This window comes from Burkholderia sp. SRS-W-2-2016 (assembly GCF_001931485.1).
Lineage (GTDB): Bacteria > Pseudomonadota > Gammaproteobacteria > Burkholderiales > Burkholderiaceae > Paraburkholderia.
In genome coordinates this window covers 1-18,204 of record NZ_MSDV01000084.1, presented here as the reverse complement: position 1 = coordinate 18,204, position 18,204 = coordinate 1, and the positions used below count along the sequence as shown (strand labels likewise).

The 18,204-nt window shown below is 62.4% G+C and carries 14 protein-coding genes and 1 pseudogene; 2 read left to right on the top strand and 13 right to left on the bottom strand.

The annotated features are described in order from the left end of the window. Positions 1 to 297: 297 nt before the first annotated feature. The 7 genes from BTH42_RS33475 to BTH42_RS33445 form a co-directional block, all read right to left on the bottom strand. Positions 298 to 2,532 carry a polysaccharide biosynthesis tyrosine autokinase gene (locus BTH42_RS33475; protein WP_075305461.1) on the bottom strand — a complete coding sequence of 745 codons (2,235 nt, stop codon included), beginning with the start codon at positions 2,530 to 2,532 and terminating at the stop codon, positions 298 to 300. A 52-nt stretch (positions 2,533 to 2,584) separates the two neighbouring features. Beyond that, positions 2,585 to 3,028 (bottom strand): low molecular weight protein-tyrosine-phosphatase, encoded by a 444-nt coding sequence (locus BTH42_RS33470; protein ID WP_075305460.1) that lies wholly within the window; start codon positions 3,026 to 3,028, stop codon positions 2,585 to 2,587. A 64-nt stretch (positions 3,029 to 3,092) separates the two neighbouring features. Continuing rightward, a complete protein-coding gene (locus BTH42_RS33465; RefSeq protein ID WP_143752319.1) occupies positions 3,093 to 3,779 on the bottom strand; it encodes a family 16 glycosylhydrolase in 687 nt (228 codons plus the stop codon). A gap of 53 nt (positions 3,780 to 3,832) precedes the next feature. After that, positions 3,833 to 5,095, bottom strand: coding sequence for an O-antigen ligase (locus BTH42_RS33460; protein ID WP_075305458.1), 1,263 nt, complete (start codon positions 5,093 to 5,095; stop codon positions 3,833 to 3,835). Next, entirely contained in the window at positions 5,092 to 6,348 is a 1,257-nt protein-coding gene (locus BTH42_RS33455) for an oligosaccharide flippase family protein (protein WP_143752318.1), read from the bottom strand. Before BTH42_RS33455 ends, BTH42_RS33460 begins: the two co-directional genes overlap by 4 nt. Continuing rightward, the gene (locus BTH42_RS33450) at positions 6,335 to 7,456 is read right to left on the bottom strand and encodes a glycosyltransferase family 4 protein (RefSeq protein ID WP_075305456.1); all 1,122 of its coding nucleotides are present in this window, start codon (positions 7,454 to 7,456) and stop codon (positions 6,335 to 6,337) included. Before BTH42_RS33450 ends, BTH42_RS33455 begins: the two co-directional genes overlap by 14 nt. Further along, complete coding sequence (locus BTH42_RS33445) at positions 7,453 to 8,463, bottom strand: glycosyltransferase family 2 protein (RefSeq protein WP_075305455.1); 1,011 nt, start codon at positions 8,461 to 8,463, stop codon at positions 7,453 to 7,455. The genes BTH42_RS33450 and BTH42_RS33445 overlap by 4 nt, the downstream gene beginning before the upstream one ends. An 11-nt stretch (positions 8,464 to 8,474) precedes the next feature. Between BTH42_RS33445 and BTH42_RS35760 the strand changes: the two genes are divergently transcribed. Next, on the top strand, positions 8,475 to 8,636 hold the full coding sequence (locus BTH42_RS35760) for a hypothetical protein (RefSeq protein WP_178392295.1): 162 nt from the start codon (positions 8,475 to 8,477) through the stop codon (positions 8,634 to 8,636). Here the strand turns inward: BTH42_RS35760 and BTH42_RS33440 are convergent. The 6 genes from BTH42_RS33440 to BTH42_RS33415 all read right to left on the bottom strand — a co-directional run bounded on the left by BTH42_RS33440 (position 8,626) and on the right by BTH42_RS33415 (position 17,895). After that, positions 8,626 to 9,798, bottom strand: coding sequence for a polysaccharide biosynthesis/export family protein (locus tag BTH42_RS33440; RefSeq protein WP_256702510.1), 1,173 nt, complete (start codon positions 9,796 to 9,798; stop codon positions 8,626 to 8,628). The two genes, BTH42_RS35760 and BTH42_RS33440, sit on opposite strands and share 11 nt — an antisense overlap. A gap of 105 nt (positions 9,799 to 9,903) precedes the next feature. Beyond that, positions 9,904 to 10,638 (bottom strand): hypothetical protein, encoded by a 735-nt coding sequence (locus BTH42_RS33435; protein ID WP_075305453.1) that lies wholly within the window; start codon positions 10,636 to 10,638, stop codon positions 9,904 to 9,906. 19 nt (positions 10,639 to 10,657) lie between these two features. Continuing rightward, positions 10,658 to 13,039, bottom strand: a complete 2,382-nt coding sequence (locus BTH42_RS33430) for a YjbH domain-containing protein (protein WP_075305452.1) — start codon at positions 13,037 to 13,039, stop codon at positions 10,658 to 10,660. Between the two features lie 30 nt (positions 13,040 to 13,069). After that, positions 13,070 to 14,449 (bottom strand): undecaprenyl-phosphate glucose phosphotransferase, encoded by a 1,380-nt coding sequence (locus BTH42_RS33425; protein WP_372237306.1) that lies wholly within the window; start codon positions 14,447 to 14,449, stop codon positions 13,070 to 13,072. Between the two features lie 828 nt (positions 14,450 to 15,277). Then, positions 15,278 to 16,543: an isoprenylcysteine carboxylmethyltransferase family protein gene (locus tag BTH42_RS33420; RefSeq protein ID WP_075305450.1), complete on the bottom strand. Its 1,266-nt coding sequence runs from the start codon at positions 16,541 to 16,543 to the stop codon at positions 15,278 to 15,280. A gap of 107 nt (positions 16,544 to 16,650) precedes the next feature. Then, positions 16,651 to 17,895, bottom strand: a complete 1,245-nt coding sequence (locus BTH42_RS33415) for a collagen-like triple helix repeat-containing protein (RefSeq protein WP_305954813.1) — start codon at positions 17,893 to 17,895, stop codon at positions 16,651 to 16,653. A gap of 10 nt (positions 17,896 to 17,905) precedes the next feature. On the opposite strand from BTH42_RS33415, the pseudogene BTH42_RS36380 reads away from it, so the two are divergent. Next, positions 17,906 to 18,204: pseudogene (locus BTH42_RS36380) on the top strand (hypothetical protein); the annotation flags it as partial.

The window sequence follows — 18,204 nt, the reverse complement described above, 5'->3', positions numbered from 1 at the left end:
GGGGTTGGGGGCGGTGGTGTCAGCGCCTACGCGTTGACGCTTCGCAAGGGGCCGCGAACGGCCCCCACATCGGCTATGCGGCTGGCCGTCGAGAACGCGGACGCCGTCAACAGACTTTCCTGAGCGAGCCACGCCGACGCCTTCGGCCGCTTCCATTTCATCGCCCACGAACGATCGCCGCGCATGCTGCGCGCGGCGCGTGTTGCCGATCCAGCGCGAACACGCGTTTCGCTTCGTCGATACTCCTGGAACAAAAGTTCGTGCGGGCGGCCTGACCGTGAAGGCAGGCCGTGAGCATTACTTGTTTCCTTGAGGTTCATAGTGGTACGCCTCGTAGCGGTAATTCCCATATTTGCCGCCGCCGTACCTGCCGCTATTTGGCTTCAAACCGTTCAGCAAAACACCGTTCACGCTTGCGCCGACCTGGGAAAGACGCTTCGCGGATTCCTTCAGCTCGCCGGCCCGCGTCACGCCGGCGCGCGCAACCAGCAAGATGGTGCCCGCAAACGGCGCGATCAGCGCGGAATCGGTGGCGGCCAGCAAAGGAGCGGTATCGATAATGATGTAGTCGTACTGGGTCCGCAGCGGGTCGATCAGCGCCTCGATCGAATGTCTGGAAAGCAGCTCCGCGGGGTTGGACGGCAACGTACCGGTCGCGACGAAGTCCAGGTTTTCCTTGATGCCGTGTCGAATGACGGTATCCAGCGGTGCCTTGTTGCCCAGCGCCTCAGTGAGGCCGGGTATCCGCGGCAAAGAGAAATAGGTATGCAGCGTGCCTTTGCGGATATCGGCGTCGACCAGCAGCACGCGCGATCCCGCGGACGCGAGCACCGTTGCGAAATTGACCGACACGAACGATTTGCCGACGCCGGGCGAGGTCCCCGCGATCATGATCACATTGTTCTCGCTGCTGGTCGCGGCAAACTGGATTGCCGTTCTCAGACTCCGCAGGCTTTCAATCGCGAGGTCGTTCGGCGCGGAGCTGGCCAGCACCGACTGTGCACCGGGATTGCTTTTCACGCGCTTCCACAACGAGCGTTGACCGTCGCTGAAGGGAATCACCGCATACACGTTCAAGCCCGCGTGTTGCTCGATGTCCGCCGGGTCCGTAATGCCGACCAGTAGAATTTCACGCAGATACGCAGCGGCAATGCCCAGAAAAATCCCGGCTGCCACCGCGAGGGCCATCACCTTGAGCTTTTTCGGCTTGACCGGTTGTTCGGCAACGACCGCATCGTCGACCAGACGAACGTTGCCGACTTTGCCTGCTTTGACGAGCTCCAGTTGCTGGGCGTTGTTCAGCAAACTCGTGTAGAGATCCGTGTTGACCCGGACGTCGAGCATCATCTCCACCGCATCCTGTTGCGTATTGGGCAGCGACTTCATTTGCCGGGCCAATTGCGTCTTGCGTTGTTCGGCCGCTGCAATTTGCGCGTCGATGGCCAGAACAACCGGCTGTTGGGAATCGAAGCGGGTCATCAATTCCGCTTTCTTTTGCCGCAGCGCGAGCAGCATGGTCTCGCTTTCGGAAGTCTGGACCAGCGCGAGCTTCGCTTCTTCCGACAGGTCGACCGTCCCTTTGTTGTTGCGCAGAAGCGTATAGCGCGTTTGTGCGTCCTGTAAGCGCTGCTTCAGGATCGGCAACTGCGTATCCAGAAATGCGAGCGATTGCGCCGCTTCCGCCGACTTTCGCTCGATGTTCTGGCGCACGTACTGCCGCCCGATTTCATTCATTGTGGCGGCGACACGATCCGCGTCGGTGGATTCGAGCGTCGCACTGACGACGCCGGACTGCTTGCCGAGTTCATTCACGTCCAGCCGGTCCTGAATATCCGCAATCGTGTCCAGACGGCCGTAGCGATACAGCTTGAACTTCGCGCCGGGATTGGCATTGATACTGTCGACCTTGATGGTAACCGGACCGTCGGCTGTCTTGATGGTCGCGCGCTGACCCAGCGTCAACGTGACATCCTGATCGAGATCGCCGCCGGCAAAAACGTAGCGATTCCGGCCGAGGTAGGTCACGGTGAACTTGTCTTCCTGATCGGTTTTGGGCACATCGAAAATGTCGACGTTGATACTTTCCGTTCCCCATACCCAGCCGCCAAACCCGAAAATGCCGGGAGTCGACAGATCGGTCGCGTGGCGGCCGATGATGTCGCCGATGACCGGAAACCGGCTCGGGCGCGCGTCGATATAGAGCTTCAGATTGTCTACCGTGCGCGATACCACGAGGCGCGACGGAATGATCTCGATCTCGGCGGCGGCCGTCGATTTGACGTCGAACAGCGACGAAACATCGCCGAGCAACGATTTGCCCGCGGACACGTCGGGACTATCTTCCACTTGCACCATGATGTCGGCCTGGTAGACCGGCTTGCGCGCAAAGCAGTAGATCAGTCCAGCCAGAACACAGAACAGAAACACGCCGATGATGAGTTTCTTATGGGCGAGACAGACGTCGACCGCGTTGCCCAGGTCGAAGTCGTCTTCTCCGTTCGAATCCGATCTTTTTGGTGAATTAAACTGCATTTTCCGGCCCCGTTCGCAATTTTTTGAAAGTTATGGAATTGGCTCGCTCAGGCTAGCTGGCAAGCCGGGCAATCTTCTCGACCCAGGCGTCGACGCCGCGCACGATGCTCGCGTAGCAAGCGATAAAGTCTTGCTCCGTTCCCAGATACGGATCCGCAACCTCGAAGCCGCCGAACTCGCCGAGCAGGAACGTCCTGCCGGCGGCGGCCGGAAATCTGGAAATGATCCAGCGCTTGTGCAGTGTTTCCATCACCAGAACGATCTCCGCTTTCAATACGAGCTCCGCGGTGATCTGGCGCGCCCGATGAGCGTCGATATCGATTCGGGCTGCTGTTGCAAGTACCTGGCGCGCGAGTGGGTCGGCAGGACTATCGACCATCGCGCCGGTGCCGGCCGAAGATACGTCGACGTGCGGCAGCCGTGCCTGCAGGATGCCGGCTGCCATCGGACTCCTGCATATATTGCCGGTGCAGGCGACTAGAATTGATCGGATCACAGTTCGGTCCCGTTCGTGTCTTTCCGTTAATCTGAATACGAAGGCGATTCCAGCGTTGCCGGGATCAGGAGAACTTCCAGTTTCCGCACACTTTCAACGAGGTGACCTTGAGTTCGCCGAGGACCGCATCGGGACCGCCGGAAGCGATGGGTCCCAGCTTCCTGTCGTACTCGATGCTCAATATCGGCGCTTCCTGCGCGCTTCGCTGAGCCTGCCGGTCCGTCCACGTTCGAACGCGGTCGATGCCGAATTCGTAGCCATCCGGCCCGAACGAGGCGGTGTAGAGGTGCGGTGAACACGTGTTGGAAATCCGCACGACGTTGCCGCGCGTCACATGCCCGCTGCCATAGCCGCCGAAATGGAGATTCTGCGAATAGAACGGCCGGCTGCCGCCGACCAGTTCAATCACGTCGATCTCGGCGCCGGGCCCGGGCTGGCCGCCGTCGAGCAGGCGGTTTTCCGGCGACTGCAACCAGACCGATCCGCGTACCGGAGCGTCGGCGCATAGCGTCATCACCGCTTCGATCGAGCCGGCCGATATCGACAGGCGTCCCGCGGTGGTCAAAGCGGCGGCGTAGATCTTGCCGTCTTGCCGCGTGGCCTGGAGCGTTGCATCAGTTGCGGCAAGCTGCATGTTCTCCGCCCTGTCGACCGCATCGAAGCGGCGCCCCGCATCGCGCAGATGCCAGCTGCCATCCGCGAAGCTTCTGCCGCCCGCGCCCCACTGGATGCAATGTTCGTCGGCGCACACCGTGCCGACGCAAGCGAACAGCAGCCACGCGGCCCATTGTTGGCGAGGACGATTCAAAGGCTTTCTCCTGTCGATGGTCGAAGCCCGGCGAGACCGATTGCGGGTCCGGTCGCGCAGGCCGCGTCGTCTTCGACCGGCTGCGCGCACAGGTAGGAACGTCGGGCCGCCGCCAGCGCCATGCCGATCAGGATCCACTGGCAGATGCCGACATAGAACATGTTTTCGAGCAGCAGTGCTTCCGTGCTGTTTGCCATCACGACCATCAGCACCACGGACAGCGCGAGAGGATTGCGGGTCCGTGAAAGACTGACGGTGCGCCAGATGCTTCGCATGATCAGAATGACGATCGCGAGGCCGACCAGCCCGAATTCCGTCGCATACTGCAGATAGAAGTTGTGCGCGGAAACGCGATATCCATGCGTATTCTCGACGTCGGGAATCGCCGACGGACCGACGCCGAAGATCGGATCTTTATAAAACGCCTGAATATAGGCAGGCCAGATGTCCTGTCGCCCCGACAGTGCGGTGCGGCCCGTGTAATGAAACGCGCTCCACAGCAGACGATCGCCGAACGTCGCGATCGCCTCGTAGTAGATCACGTAGACGGCCAGAAAGACGACGATCGGAATGAAAACGTATCTGGCGGCAAATCTGCCGATCAGCGGCAGCTTGCATAACATCGCGATGCCGACACAGAACAGCGCGTAGACGGCCAGACCACGGGTGTCCGTCGCGAGCCCGACGACGATCGCGAGAAAGCTCAGGACTGCGATTCCAGCGTTGTCCGAATCGAGTTTCTTTCTTCTGATAACGGCCCATGCAAGCGTCAGGCAGAAGAACAGCGAATAGGCATGCTTGTTCTTCGCATCGCCGGACGACACCGCGACGACGATGGTCAGCGCGATCACGATCGCGAGCGAAACCGCACAGACGATGATCTTTTTCATGTCCTGCTCCCGGCCGCCTCGTACCGTTCGCGTGACCGGTTCGAGCGTCGCTCCGCCCACCATGCAGAGAAAGGCGATCAGAACCTGAACCAGCCGCTCGAGGGTCTTGAGGTCGGCTTTGGCGATCATGTGGACGAACAGGTAAGCGCCCAGCAGGCCGAACAGCGCAATCAGGCCACGGGAATTTCTCAGCGTGATCGCGAAGCTGGCGGACTTTCCGAACACTCGCGGAAGGGCCATCACACCGCACGCCAGAGGAACGATGGCAAGCAGCAGTTGCGCCGGTATTTCGTCGATAACCTGCGCGGAATAGAGCGCTCCCGAAGCGAGCGCACCGAACAGCATGAACTTTTCGCGGCTGATGTTCACGTCGACTTCTCCAGTCGTGTCGCCCACCACAGTCCGGTCAACGTGACGATGGAGGCCGCGAACACCGCGACCGACAAACTATGGGGCGATGGGAAAGCAAAGCTGACCGACAGAAGAACGATCGACGCAAGCACATAGACGCCGATCAGAGAGGCCCTTGCGTTCAACGCGATCAGGCAGGTTTCGAAGTGCAGGGCCGCGCCGTTCAGCATGGCCGCCGCGCCGAGAAGGGACAGGTCCAGCGCGTTCCAGACGGAGATGTCCGCGACCGCGTAGACGAAGCTTTGCGATGCCGCGAGAAGACTGCAAAAGATCAATGCCGCGCCTGCAATGGAGCCGAGCAGAAGTCGACTTCTTACCGTTGTCGACGGAATCGAGCCGCCGCCAACCCGCGCGACCGTCACCGAGTTCAGCGCGGTGGCAGCCATATACACGACGAGGCCAATCCGGAAGGAGAAATTGAAGCGGCCCACGTCCGCACCGTGGTAGAGGATGCCGGACAGGATTGGCGGACTCCAGCGCAGGAAAAACGCCGCGATGCCGAACAGCGTAAACGGCACGGCCTCCGACACGGCGGCGCGCAGACGCTCGGCAAAATCGCTTCGTAGCGACGCAAACGACGTATTGCCGCCCATCGTCATCCACGATGCCAGAACGGCAATGGCGGCATATCCCGACAGGTACGCGCGCATGTAATTGGTGAAGTAGAACGACGTGACAAGCGGCACGAGGTACGCGGCCTGCAACACGGTGCTCTCCGCGAGGTTCGATCTGACCAGCCGATTGCTGACCTTCAGATTCACCACGCACAGCGACCACAACGAACTGCCGAAGATGCAAAGCAGCGCGAGCAGCGGGTAGGCGCCGGCGAACTGGAGAAACGACGTGTCGTCGGGCAACGAATGCAGGACAGCGAACGTTGCCGCTGCGGTAAGTACCGTGCCGATCATGCAAAGAACGACTGCTAACGCGTTATGTTCAGACAGCCATGCATGCTTGTCTGCTCGTGCCGTAGGTGAATGTGTGTCGACCGAGAGGTCGAAGCGCTTTCTCAGCATCCAGTTGTCGCTACCGAAACGCGACAGGAAACTGCCGGCCGAAATGGTTGCGTAAGCGACGCTGAGTTCGCCGAACGCCGCGAGGCCGAGGAATTTCACCAGCGCAACGGAGAGCGCGAACGCCATCCCCGCGCCTGCTGCCCGGGCGAGCAACGCTCGGCCTGCGTCGGCTCGGAGAGGCTTAGCGAGCAGCATCTGACAGGCAGCCCTTCAGAATCCGCGTAACGTTGTCCCATTGGAACGCGGTGCGTGCTTTCAACTGCGCCTGTTCGGCAATCCGCCGCAGCTGTGCCGGGTTTCGCAGATACTCGACCAGTCGCGCGACCGTTTCGTCGACGTCCTCGCCGCTCACATACAGACCCTGCTCGCCGTCGACGAACAACTCGCCGGTACCGCCGCTGCGGCCGGTCACGACGAGCGAGCCCGCGGCCATCGCATCGGCGACCACCAGACCGAATCCCTCGAAGTCCTTGCCGGCATCCATCGCTATTTGCGGATGCAGGAAGATATGCGCTTTCTGATGCAACGCAATCAGATCTTCATCGCTCACTCGCCCGAGATGGACGACGCTGTCGTGCAAGCCGAGTTCGCTGACCAGCGCCCGTTCGGCGTCGATCGTGGGACCAGTGCCTGCGATCAGAAAGGTCAGCTTCCGACCGGGGCGGTGCGCTCTGTTCTTCAACGCGGCGAACGCTCTGATTGCGTGCGGTATGTTCTTGCGCGGTTCGTGGCGGCAGATCGTGTAAAAGACGATCTCGTCGTCGAACGAGGCCCATTTTTCAGTGGGATTCGTCAATAACAGTCGTTCATCGGTGAGTCCGTTCCAGGCCACATGAACCTTGTGACGAGGAAGCGCGTATTCCGCAATCAGTCGATCGGCGGTTACTCCGGAAACGCAAACGATCGCACGGGCGCGCGCATACACCATCTTCGCCAGATAGTGCACCGCGCCGCTTGCATAGATTTCCTTGCCATGCGCGGACACGACATAGTTTTTGCCGGACACGAACGCGGGCACAGCGGCTTTCCACGTGGTCGCGAGGATTAGCCCTTCCGCTCGGGCGGTCTTGCCGAACATCTGCCGCAAACCCGACAGCGCGCACCGGACGTCGCTGCCACCGGGCAGGCACGTGACCGCGACGCTGCCGTCGTATTCCGGGCGCGGCTGCGAATCTTCAGCCCACGTCACCACGCCACCCAACATCTGTTGGCGGTCCAGCGCGGAGGCGACTTGCCGGCTATAAAACTCGACACCGCCAGTCACCGGCGGAAAGGCTTTCGCCCACAGGTTGATCTTGCTCATCGCGTGCTCGTCATGGACCTGGAGCGGCCGTTCAGCAGCAGGTTGTCAAGAACGCCGACGATAACGCCGACGGCATGCGAGACATGCATCATCGGGATCGCGGTGAGTACGCCTGCGCCCACGCCAAGCGAGCGTCGCGACACGGATGCGCGCAAGCTTTCGAGCGCAACGGCCGCGCCATAAAATGCCAACGTCGTATTGAACATCCCGAGCTTCATCAAGGCCGGCGTAGACAGCAGCGCACAGGCGGGAATCATCGACCGGACGTTGGGCGCGAGCCGGTGTTTGACCATGATCTGGCCTTTCGCGTACGCATACTGATAAACCATTCTGCGCAGATTCCGGAAACTCGAGCGGGTCGTGTAAATGAACGGCGCACCGGGAATCATCAATACCTGCAACCCGTGCTTGCGCAGCCTCAAGTTGTGTTCGTAATCCTGGCCGCGCACGAATTGTTCGTCGAAGAACCCGACCGTTTCGAATACTTCCCGCCGCCATGCGCCGAACAGCAAGGTGTCCACTGCGCGGATTTTCTCGCTGGCGGTGCTGCTGCGATGCGAAAGCCCGACGCCGAGCGGACTCGACATCGCATACGCGATCCCTTCTTTGACCGGGGTATTCGCATCGTTGCGGGTCACATAGGGACTGCCGATGTTGCCGACCGACGCGTCACCGCATTGCTCGAAGTGATCGATGAAATTGGAGAAATAGCCGGGCGGATAAATCGAGTGAGCATCGCATCTCACCACGTATTTTCCTTTCGCATGTTTCAGCGCGACGTTCAGACCATTGACCTGGAATCGGTCCGGATTGTCGAGAACCTGTAGCTGCGGATATTTCTGTTGCAGCCCGGCGAGAATCTCCCGCGTTCGATCGGTCGACCTTCCATCGACCACCAGTACTTCGGCGGACCACGGTTGGGCGGCATCGCAGATCGACGCGATACATGCGGCAATGCTGCGCTCTTCATTGAACGTCGGCACGATTACGCTCAGGATCATGGTCATGGACTTCCCCGGTGAATGACAGCGTCTGGTCAATTTTTTTGTTCCCGTTGCGTTCGCGCAGCGGGAGTGAATCAACAACGTTCTGGAAATACGTTTTTCAGTTCCGCGGCAGCTGGCTCAAGCTGCGGACCGGGCGGGTGGTCAGTCCGCCGGTCATCGTTATTACTTGGTGACGATCGCGGCAGTCAGGCCGGCGTTAATAGCGGGAAGCAGCAGACTCAACACGCGGCTGAATCTCACCAGACCGTTGCCGTCGACGTACACGACGTCCTTGGCTTCCAGGTCGAACTGATTCGCGAGAACCATTGCCACCGGCGAGCGGGCATCGAGGTGGAACACCTCGGGATGCGAGGTGTCGGTTCCGCGAACCACATAAAGTTGAGCGGGGTCGGAAGTCGTGGTGCTGATGCTGCCCGCCTGAGCGAGCGCATCGCTTAGCGTGAGACGCCCGTTCTTTGGCGGGACCGCACCGACAGGCTTGTTGACTTCGCCCATCACGTACGCGACGTTTTCGTCTCGCGAAGTCACCTTCAGAAGATCGTTGCCTTCGAGAATGATGGTGGACGGATTGATTCCATTGGCGAGCAGTCGCGGCAGATTGAGCGAATACGACACGCCATTTCTAACAATGACGAGACGGCTTTGATCCGCGCTCGGATTGAAGCCGCCCGCGCGGCCAAGCGCTTCGTATAACGACATCGGCAAGTCGTTTAAGGGAAATGCACCCGGCGCGCGCACATCTCCGTCGACATAGACCTGTCTGGCCCGATAGGACGCAACCCGCATCGTCAGCTGCGGTTTGATAAACGCATGCGAGAGTTTCGAGTAGAGGAGTTCCTGCGCTTCGTCCACGCGCAGGCCCGCGACATGAATCTTGCCCGCGTACGGAAAGTCGAGATCGCCATTGCTATCGACGACAAAGCCCTGGATCGGATCGCTCGGCCGGTTGCCGGCGTTCTGGGTTGGCGCGCCGAGAGAGGCCGCCAGTTCCGGGTGGTCCCACACGGTGATTTGCAGAACATCGCCGACCCCGAGCCGGTAGGGGCCGCTGGTTTTGAAGAATGAAGCCGGCAGGCGCAACGGGTCGTCCGCCGCTGAACTTTGCAGTTTCCGCAGCAGTTCAGGATTGATCTCGGTGACGGAGATATGCATGCTCTCCAGCGCCGCCTGGTCGTTCTGCCCGGCGGTGGAAGATGCGGTGGAACCCATGCGCATTCCCGGTGCGACAGCGCAAGCGCTCAATAGCAGCGCGAACGTCACGGCCAATGACGTTTTCAATACTGTTGCGGCCGTCGCCGGCCGGCCCCCGCGGGTCAACGTTTTTATAAGTTCCATCGGTATTACCTTGTTGAATCTCTGGTCCGCTACCGTTCGGACCTGTTCGCCCGAGACGCCTCGTTGCGGCCCCGCGCGAACGCGAGGCCGTACTTTTAAATGTGTTTATTTCGCCGACGTACCCGTCCCACCACTCCCCCCGGTCCCACCGGTCGAGCCCGAGCTGCCACTGCCGAGCGGCGCTTCCTGACCCGCCGCGACCGCCGCCGCGGCCAGCGCGGCAGCGGGCTGGCCGTCGCTCGAAATCGCGCCCGCCTTCAGCAGCGTGTCGAGATCCGCGTCGGCGCCGGCGGTGCCCGGCGTGAACGACACCGTCAGAAACGACGTCGTCGACAGCGTGATTCCGTAGGTGTCCTTGATCAGCTTGACGACGGCCGCTTCCGCATTGGCGATCACCGTGCTGTTCGCCAGTGCGTTCTGATACGTCGCGTTCGATGCGATGCCCGCGAGCAGGCCGCTTTCGGTCGTGCCCAGTTGGCCCGCGAGATAGCTCAGCAGCAGTTCGGTGAGCGGCGTCACGTTGTAGGTGCCGGAGCCGGCCGCGAACGAATGGATCGACACCGAGCCGCCGGTCGCGGTGACCGCGCAAGGTCCGTCGAAATTGAAGGTGGCCTTGTAGGCGCCCTTCGAATCGGAAGTCGCGCTGCCCGAGCCGTTCTTGCAGGTCAGCGTGACGTTCGCGTTGGCGAGCGCGGCGCCGACCGCGGCCGTGCCGCTGACCGTCGCGCCGGGCGAGCTGCCGCTGTCGTTTGCGCCGCCGCACGCCACCAGCGCACTGGCGGCGAAGACCATCGATCCATACTGCAGCGCGCGCAGCGTCGCGCCGTTAAACAGATTCATCGCGTTTCTCCAAAGAAAGTCATTCACACTGGACCGGCACGAGCGCCGGTCCATCGCTTACACCTGGCTGATCCTGCTTGCCGCAATCGCGCCGCGTCAGCGCAATACCGATCGGGCCGGCCTGCGCACCGGTCTGCGGAGTCGCGCGTTTTTCATCGCGGGGGGAGCGGCCGTAACGCAGATAGGCGTCACGCATCCGGTAGAGCTGGGTGGAGAAGTACTCGCCGCTGAAGCGGCCCTGGTTGAGCAGGAACTGTTGCGTGCTGTACGGGAAGCTCATGCTTTGCGTCGCGTCGGCCGACAGATAATTGGTCGAGCCGACGCGGGTGCGGAAGTCGAGCCCGAACTGTTCCGCTCCGGACAACTGAGTAATCCCCGGCGTCATGCCCTGACGCGGCGTGAGCGGGAAGCTGATCGCGGCGCCGACGAACGAACCCTTGCCGCTGTGCTCGCCATGCACGCTGACGGACACGTCGTCGAACCAGCGCGTCAGCGTTGCGACCGGACCCTTGTCGCCGCCGACAAAGCGCGCGACGCCCGCTTCGACCCACAGCTTCCACGCGGGCTGGACCCAGCGATAAGTCAGTTGTGCGTTCTTTTCGCTCGGCAGATCGTCGTGGCCCGGGCTGTGGTGCAGATACGCGAGGCGCAGACGGATCAGATCGGGACGGCCCGGTACGAACACGGTCGTTTCGTTTTGCACGCCGACATACGAATAGTCGAACTTGCCGACCGACACCACGTTGAACACGCGCGGCGCGATCCAGAAGCTTTGCGCGAGCGCGACCGAGTTCAGGCCGCCGCGCAGGCGGTAATCGCTGAACACGCGGCCGTCGTCCATGTTCTTCGTGTTGAACAGCGGCGCGATATAGCTGGCGTACAGTTCCGCGCCGCGCCACAGCGGCACGAAGCCCTGGATATTGGCGCCGAGCGAAACATCGAACACGCCGTATTCGGTGCCGTACAGGTAGCTGACGATCGGTTCGATCTGGATGCGCGTGAGCCCGTGCTTGTGCGCGTCGCCGTGCCATGCGATCGCGTCCGCGTCGTAGCTCGGCCGCGTGCGCATCGTCAGCGACGCACTTGCCGCGCCCGGCGAGCCGCCGGCAACGAAGGCGGCAAACGCGGCGCGCTCGACGCTCACTTCGCCGAGCGGCTCGTTGGCCTTCTTGATGACGACCCGGATCCGGTCGGCGCCGGCCGGCGCGGCCGCGCTCGCGACGCCGAGCACGATACCGAGCGCATCCGCTTCGTTCTGGTTGTAGCGGTGGTTTTCGTATTCGACGATCAGATCGTTGCCGCTCATCCCGACCCGCACGCGTTCGAGGCCGGCGGCGAACAGTTGCGCGGCGATGTCGTCGAGCGCGGCGGTGTCGAGCGCGGCGGTTAGCGTGTCGGCGAGCGTGTGCGTCGGCGCGGTTTTTTCGGGGGTCGTGTCGCTGAGCATCACCGCCGCGTAGGAGCGCAGCGGCGGCATGTAGCTGAGCGGCGTGGCGGCCAATGCGCCGGCCTGGTTCTGCGCGGCGTTCGCGTCGAGCGGTTGCAGGCTCGCGAGCCGCAGCGGTTCATCGTTGCTCGCGTTCGTGTCTGGCGCGGCCGCGATCTGCGGGCCTTCGCACTCGCCGTTATTGCAGCGTGTGCTGCTGAAGCGTTTGCCGAGTGGAATCTGGATGCCGATCGAGAACGACGTACGCGGCGCTACGCCATTGGTCGAACGCAGCGAGCGCGTGATGGTGCCGATCACGTTCGCGTCCGCGAGCCAACTGACGCGCGGCGACTGATAGCGGATCCCGGCGTACGGTGTTTTCGAATCGTCTTCCGCGAGCAGTGACAGGCCGGTGTTCCACAGCGCAAGCTGCGCGCCGCCGAACAGTCCGTCGAGGCGGTCGCCGCTGCCGTAACCGGCGGTCAGTGTCAGCGGTCCGAATGCCTGCGATACGACGCCGTACTTCGAACGGAAGAAATGCGTCTGGCCGCCGATATCGCCGACACCGAACGCAATCGTCGGCTGGTATTTGAAGAACCTGGGAATTTCGACCTTGACGTTGCCCATCAAATGACGAAGCAGAAAGTGCTCGGCATTGCTATACGGTGCGTGAACGTTGGCCGGGTAATTGGCCAGTCCAGCCGACAATTCCACATAAGGCAGCAGTCCGACCGCCCCCCAGTAAATCTGCGATCCGGTCGCGCGTTTGCCGTAGCGCGGATCGATATAGTTGTTGTACTGCGCTTCGGCTGTTCCTTCCGGCAACGCGAACGCATAAGGAATTACCAGGCCGCCGGCCTGCCCGAGTGCGCCGAGCGCGGGTTCGGCCGCGTGCGCCGACGCGGAGAAAGACAGCGTGGCGGCAAGCGCTATTGCCGTCGGAGTCGAATCGAGCCTCAATCCACGTAATTTCATGGCCAGTTTTTGTCGTTGTTGTTTTCTGGATCAATACGCGTTGCGATGAACGAAGCCTTTACGAATCGTCGCCGCGACGATTCGCATGTCGAGTCCGAACGACCAGTTGCGCAGGTAGTACAGATCGTGTTCGACGCGTCCCTGCATCTTCTCGATCCGATCCGTCTCGCCTCTGAAGCCATTGATCTGCGCCCACCCGGTAATGCCGGGTTTGATCCGGTAGCGGTGGATATAGCCGTTCACGACTTTCTGATAGAGCTCGTCGTGTTCGATCGCGTGCGGTCGCGGACCGACTACCGACATATCGCCGCGCAGTACATTGAAGAATTGCGGCAACTCGTCGAGGCTCGTGCGGCGCAAAAAGGCACCCACTCGTGTGATGCGCGGATCGCCGCGAGTCGCCTGCGCGACGATGCCTTGCTGCACCGCGTGCGGGCGCATCGAGCGAAACTTGTAGATCGTGAAGATGCGGCCGTCCGCGCCTTTACGCTTTTGCGTAAAGAACACCGGACCGCGCGACGAGAACTTCACCGCGATCGCGATGGCCAGCAGCAACGGCGCGAGTGCCAATAGCGCGCAAGCGGCGAATGCGCGATCGAAGATCTCCTTGTTGATCATCGCGCGCGCCGATACCGGCGATGCGACGAGGTTGATCGCGGGCATTCCGATCAGATCGATCACGCCGCTGTCGAATAGCGCGACGCTGCGCATGTCCGGCACGAAGCGCACGTTCACGAGGTCGTCGCGAAACTCGTTGACGAAGCGCGAAATCGTGCGTTCCTCGGACAGCGGCAGCGCGAGCCACACTTCCTGAACTCCGTGAGTGCGCACATAGGCGGCGAATTTCTCGATGTCGTCGTACACCGGTACGCCCGAACCGGGCGTGCCGGTTACCGGCTTCGCATCGAATGCGGCGACCGCGCGAAAGCCGCTGCCGGCCGAGCCCGCAATCGTGCGCACTACCTGCTGGCAATGCGCGCCGCAACCGACGACGGCGACGTGGCGCAGATTCATGCCGGCGTACCGAAGCCGCGCGAGTACCTTATGCACGACGACGCGAAGCGCGATCAGCGCACCGCCGGTGATGCCGGTCCAGTACGCGAACCAGAGCCGCGAAATGAAATCGGAGCGGTGCAGGGAAAACATCAGCACGAGTCCGCAGCCTTGCACGACCAGCCACGCGAGCGACACCTGCCCGATCATGCGCAGCATCGCGCGACCGCGCCACGAACCGTAGACGCCGAACATCGGAAACAGCACCAGCGCGAAAGCCGCGGCGAACGCGACGAACGCCATATCGATCCGGCTTTGCGCGAGATCCTCGAAGCGCACGTGCGAAGCCGCCAATGAACCGAGTACGACCAACGACACATCGAGAAGGCGCGCAATCAGGCTGTGCATGCCGGGTATCGCCTTTCTGTGCTGCGCAAAATCCGCCGTGTACATGTTCTGTTTTCCCCGCGCTGGTCGTCGATGCCAAGCGTTGTTGTCGATCGGCCGGGCGTACGCTCGCTCGCGCCAATCCGATCCCTGTTGCACTCGCTGTTCTGCGGCGCCGCCGATGGCGTTTTCGCAGACAACACTGTCCCCGCACGCTTAAAAGCGCGCATTTCAAAAACTCGATCCGGATTTCGTCCGCGCAGCCAATAACACTTGACCGAACGGGCCTGAACAACGCTGGGGAAGGTGTTACGAGTCGCCGGTCCGCGTGTCGCACGCAGGCCGACGCCGCGCTGCATCGACAGGTCCGCGGTGCGAACCGTGCCGATGTCGCGCGTCGAGGAGACCGGCCCGATAACCCCCGACCGGGCCGGTCGTTGACGCGAAAAGCACCTGTTACTGACTGCCTTGTTATTCCGTATTTTTTACCGCGGACCCTAAAAAGCACGAAGCATGCCAATGGCCCGTGCGTGCTACGCGGTGAACTGGCGGGAGTGGAAAAAGGTCTTCGATTTCAAGCGTGTACGGATATCCGCGTTGCGTTGCCGAGGGCTCGCGTAACGGTCGGGCGAGGCGGCGGCAACGGGCTCGTTACGTTACGTCACCCGTAACGATATGTGCGCCAGGGAACAGACGGAGCGTGCGCGGTGTGAAAGGTGTGGGAGGCGCGGAAAAAAGAAAACGGGCGTGTCGCCCGTTTCAATTACGCGTTGGAAGAGAGGAAGTGATGCGGGGAATGGGAGAACAGTCGAGATTCGCGGCTGAAGCGCGTTCTAATGTTTTAATCGAAAGTTCTATTCAAAAAATTCGCGCCAATTTCGCCACCACGCCATTCCTCGCAATCCACTGCGCGTAAGCCCGATACTCCGGATCGTTCATCAAATGCCGTTCCTCGGTTTTGGCGCGCACGAAATAGAGCAGATTGACGAACAGCAGTCCCGCGCAATGCATGATCGCGACTTTCCAGCCGAGCGGCTCGATGAACGGCACCGAGATCATCCAGTACGCGGAGTTCTTCGCGATATAAGCCGGATGCTTGGTAAATCGATAGGGGCCCGAAGTAATAATCCCGCGATTGGTCAGATTGGAAAAGCGCAGGCCGAATGAAATGGTCGCCGCCGCATAACACAGCAGCAACGCGACGATCGCGCAACCCCACACGAAGCGTAGCGCCGGTACGCCGATCAGCCAGTTGTCCCAGAACACCGAACCTTCATAGTGAATGTACTGGCTCGAGATCAGCGACCAGAACGGCTGATAACAGACGATCGCCACCAGCCAGCCGAGCGTGGTCGGCTCCGCGCTGCGCACGTGGCTGTCGAGCAGGCGAAACGTGCACAGATAACCGACGGTGGCGAACATCAGGTCCATCGAAAACGCCAGCTCGTACATGAAGCGGTACGTCGCCAGCGAAAACGGCGCGTTCAGCGCGCTCGTCAGCGATGCATTCAGATGCTCCGCATTGGTCGACAGATACACGCTCATCAGCGGCAGGAAGAATGCCTTGACCATCCAGCCCGCCAGTAATTCGCGCACGGGTCGCCAATTGGCGGGGCGCTGGCCGCGCAACAGCAGGCGCGCGAGCACCAGGTAGGAATCGTCGGTGTCGCGCTGATGCCGGTCCATCCACGCGAAATAGAACGGCGCCGCGACGATCACATACGGGCCGAGCGTGCGCAGCATGATCCAGAACGGCTCGTAGAACGCGCCGTGATACTCGGGCAGCAGCCAGTAAAAGAGCCCGATGCCCGCATAGATCGAGGCGAGCGCAACGAGTCGCTGCGCGACGCGCGCGATGCTCAGCGGCCGCGCCGCGCGGCTCGTGAGGCCGGCGCTCGGGCGCAGATGCACGCGCGCGACGAACAGTTCGTAGAGCGCGATCGTCACGATGATCGCGAGACAGGCGAGCGTGCTGCGGGTCGCGCCGTCGATCGTCGCGCTGTCGCGTACCAGCCAGAGCGTCGCGAGTCCCGCCGCGATGCCGAGCAGGCCGATTGAAAAAGGCGTCGCCGAACGCGGGCGGGTGTCCTCGACGCGCGCGGCGGTTTGCAAAGTGGAGTTCATGTCAGCCTCGTCGTCATGACATCGAAAGCGGCCGGGCTATTGATTTTTTAAGGCCCGGCCGCCGTGCCGAACGGCGCCCGCGGGCGCCTGTTTGCGCTTGTCAGCGCTTACTTGCCGGCCGTGGCGCCGCCGAGCAGGCCGCCCACCAGGTTCGTCACCGGTGCGAGCAGCCCCTTGTTACCGGACGTGCCGCTGCCCGAGCCGCTCGACGACGAGCTGCCGCTCAACCCGCCCGTCAACCCGCCGAGCAGACCGGCCAGCGGGTTGGTCGCGGTGCCGCCGGTACTGCCGGTGCTGCCGGTGCTGCCGGTGCTGCCCGAGGTGCCGCCTGGCGACGTGGTCGTCGTGGTGGCGGCCGCGCCCGCGCTGACGGTGCCGGTCACGCTGACGGTCAGCGAGCTGACGAGCGTGGTCACCGAACCGAGCGGGTTGCCGCCGCCCGACGTGCCGGCGAGCGAGCCGACCTGGGTGAGCAGGCCGGTGACCGGCTGCAGCAGGCCGCCGAGTCCGCCAATGCCGGTCGTGCCGTGGCTGCCGCCGGAGTTGCCCGAGCCGCTTGAGCCGCTCGAACCTGCAAGGCCGCCGAGCGAACCGAGATTGCCGAGCAGGCCGGTTAGTGAGGACAGCGAAAGCCCGCCGACGCCGGCGCCGCCGCCGTTGCTGCCCGAACCGCCCGAGCCGCTGGAACCGCCGAGTCCGCTCAGCAGGCCGGTGAGCGGAGCGAGCGGATTGGTGGTCGAACCGGTCAGCAGGCCGCCGGTGCTGGTGACGGTGTTGCCCAACTGGCTGACGATGCCGCCGACGTCCTTGCCGACCTGGTTGCCGGTCGAATCCGCGACCTTCGTGCCGGCCGCGTTGAGGCCGTTGCCGATGGTGCTGAGCAGCTTGTCGAGCGGTGCGCCGAGGCCGGTTGCGTTGCCGAGCGTCTGGGTGGTGTCGGAGACCGCGGTCGTGATCGGGTTGATCACCGTGCTGAGCTGGGTTTCGACCTGCTGTACCGGCTCGCTCGACAGCACCTTGTTCAGACCGGAGCCGACCGCGATTACGCCGCTGCCCACGCCGTCGACGAGACCGCCGACCGGCGTCGTGACCGGCGCGAGCGGCTTCAGCGCGCCGTTGCCCAGGCTCGTGACGACGCCGCCCACCGATTTGACCGCTGCGCCCGCGTCCTCGACGACGCCCGAGGTCGACGTGAGCGTCGGGCCGAGCGGATTGGTCGAGCTGCCGAGCGTGCCGAGGCCGGCCGCGGCACCGTCGCCGAGCGTCTTCACGCCGTTGCCGAGATCGGTGATCGCCGCGCCGAGGTTGCCGGTCGTCGAGCCGTTGACGCCGGGGACTTTCGTTCCGGACACCTGACTGCCGGTGTCGGCGACGGTCGTGCCGACCGCGGTGATCAGATTGCTGGCTTGCGTGACGACGTTGCCGAGCGGCGTGGTCGAGCTGGTGCCGGACGAAGAGCCGGAGGAGGAGCCGGACGAAGAGGTGCCGGATGACGAAGTACCGGACGACGAAGTACCCGACGAAGAAGTACCCGACGAAGAAGTACCCGACGAAGAAGTACCCGACGAAGAAGTACCCGACGAAGAAGTACCCGACGAAGAAGTACCCGACGAAGAAGTACCCGACGAAGAAGTACCCGACGAAGAAGTACCCGACGAAGA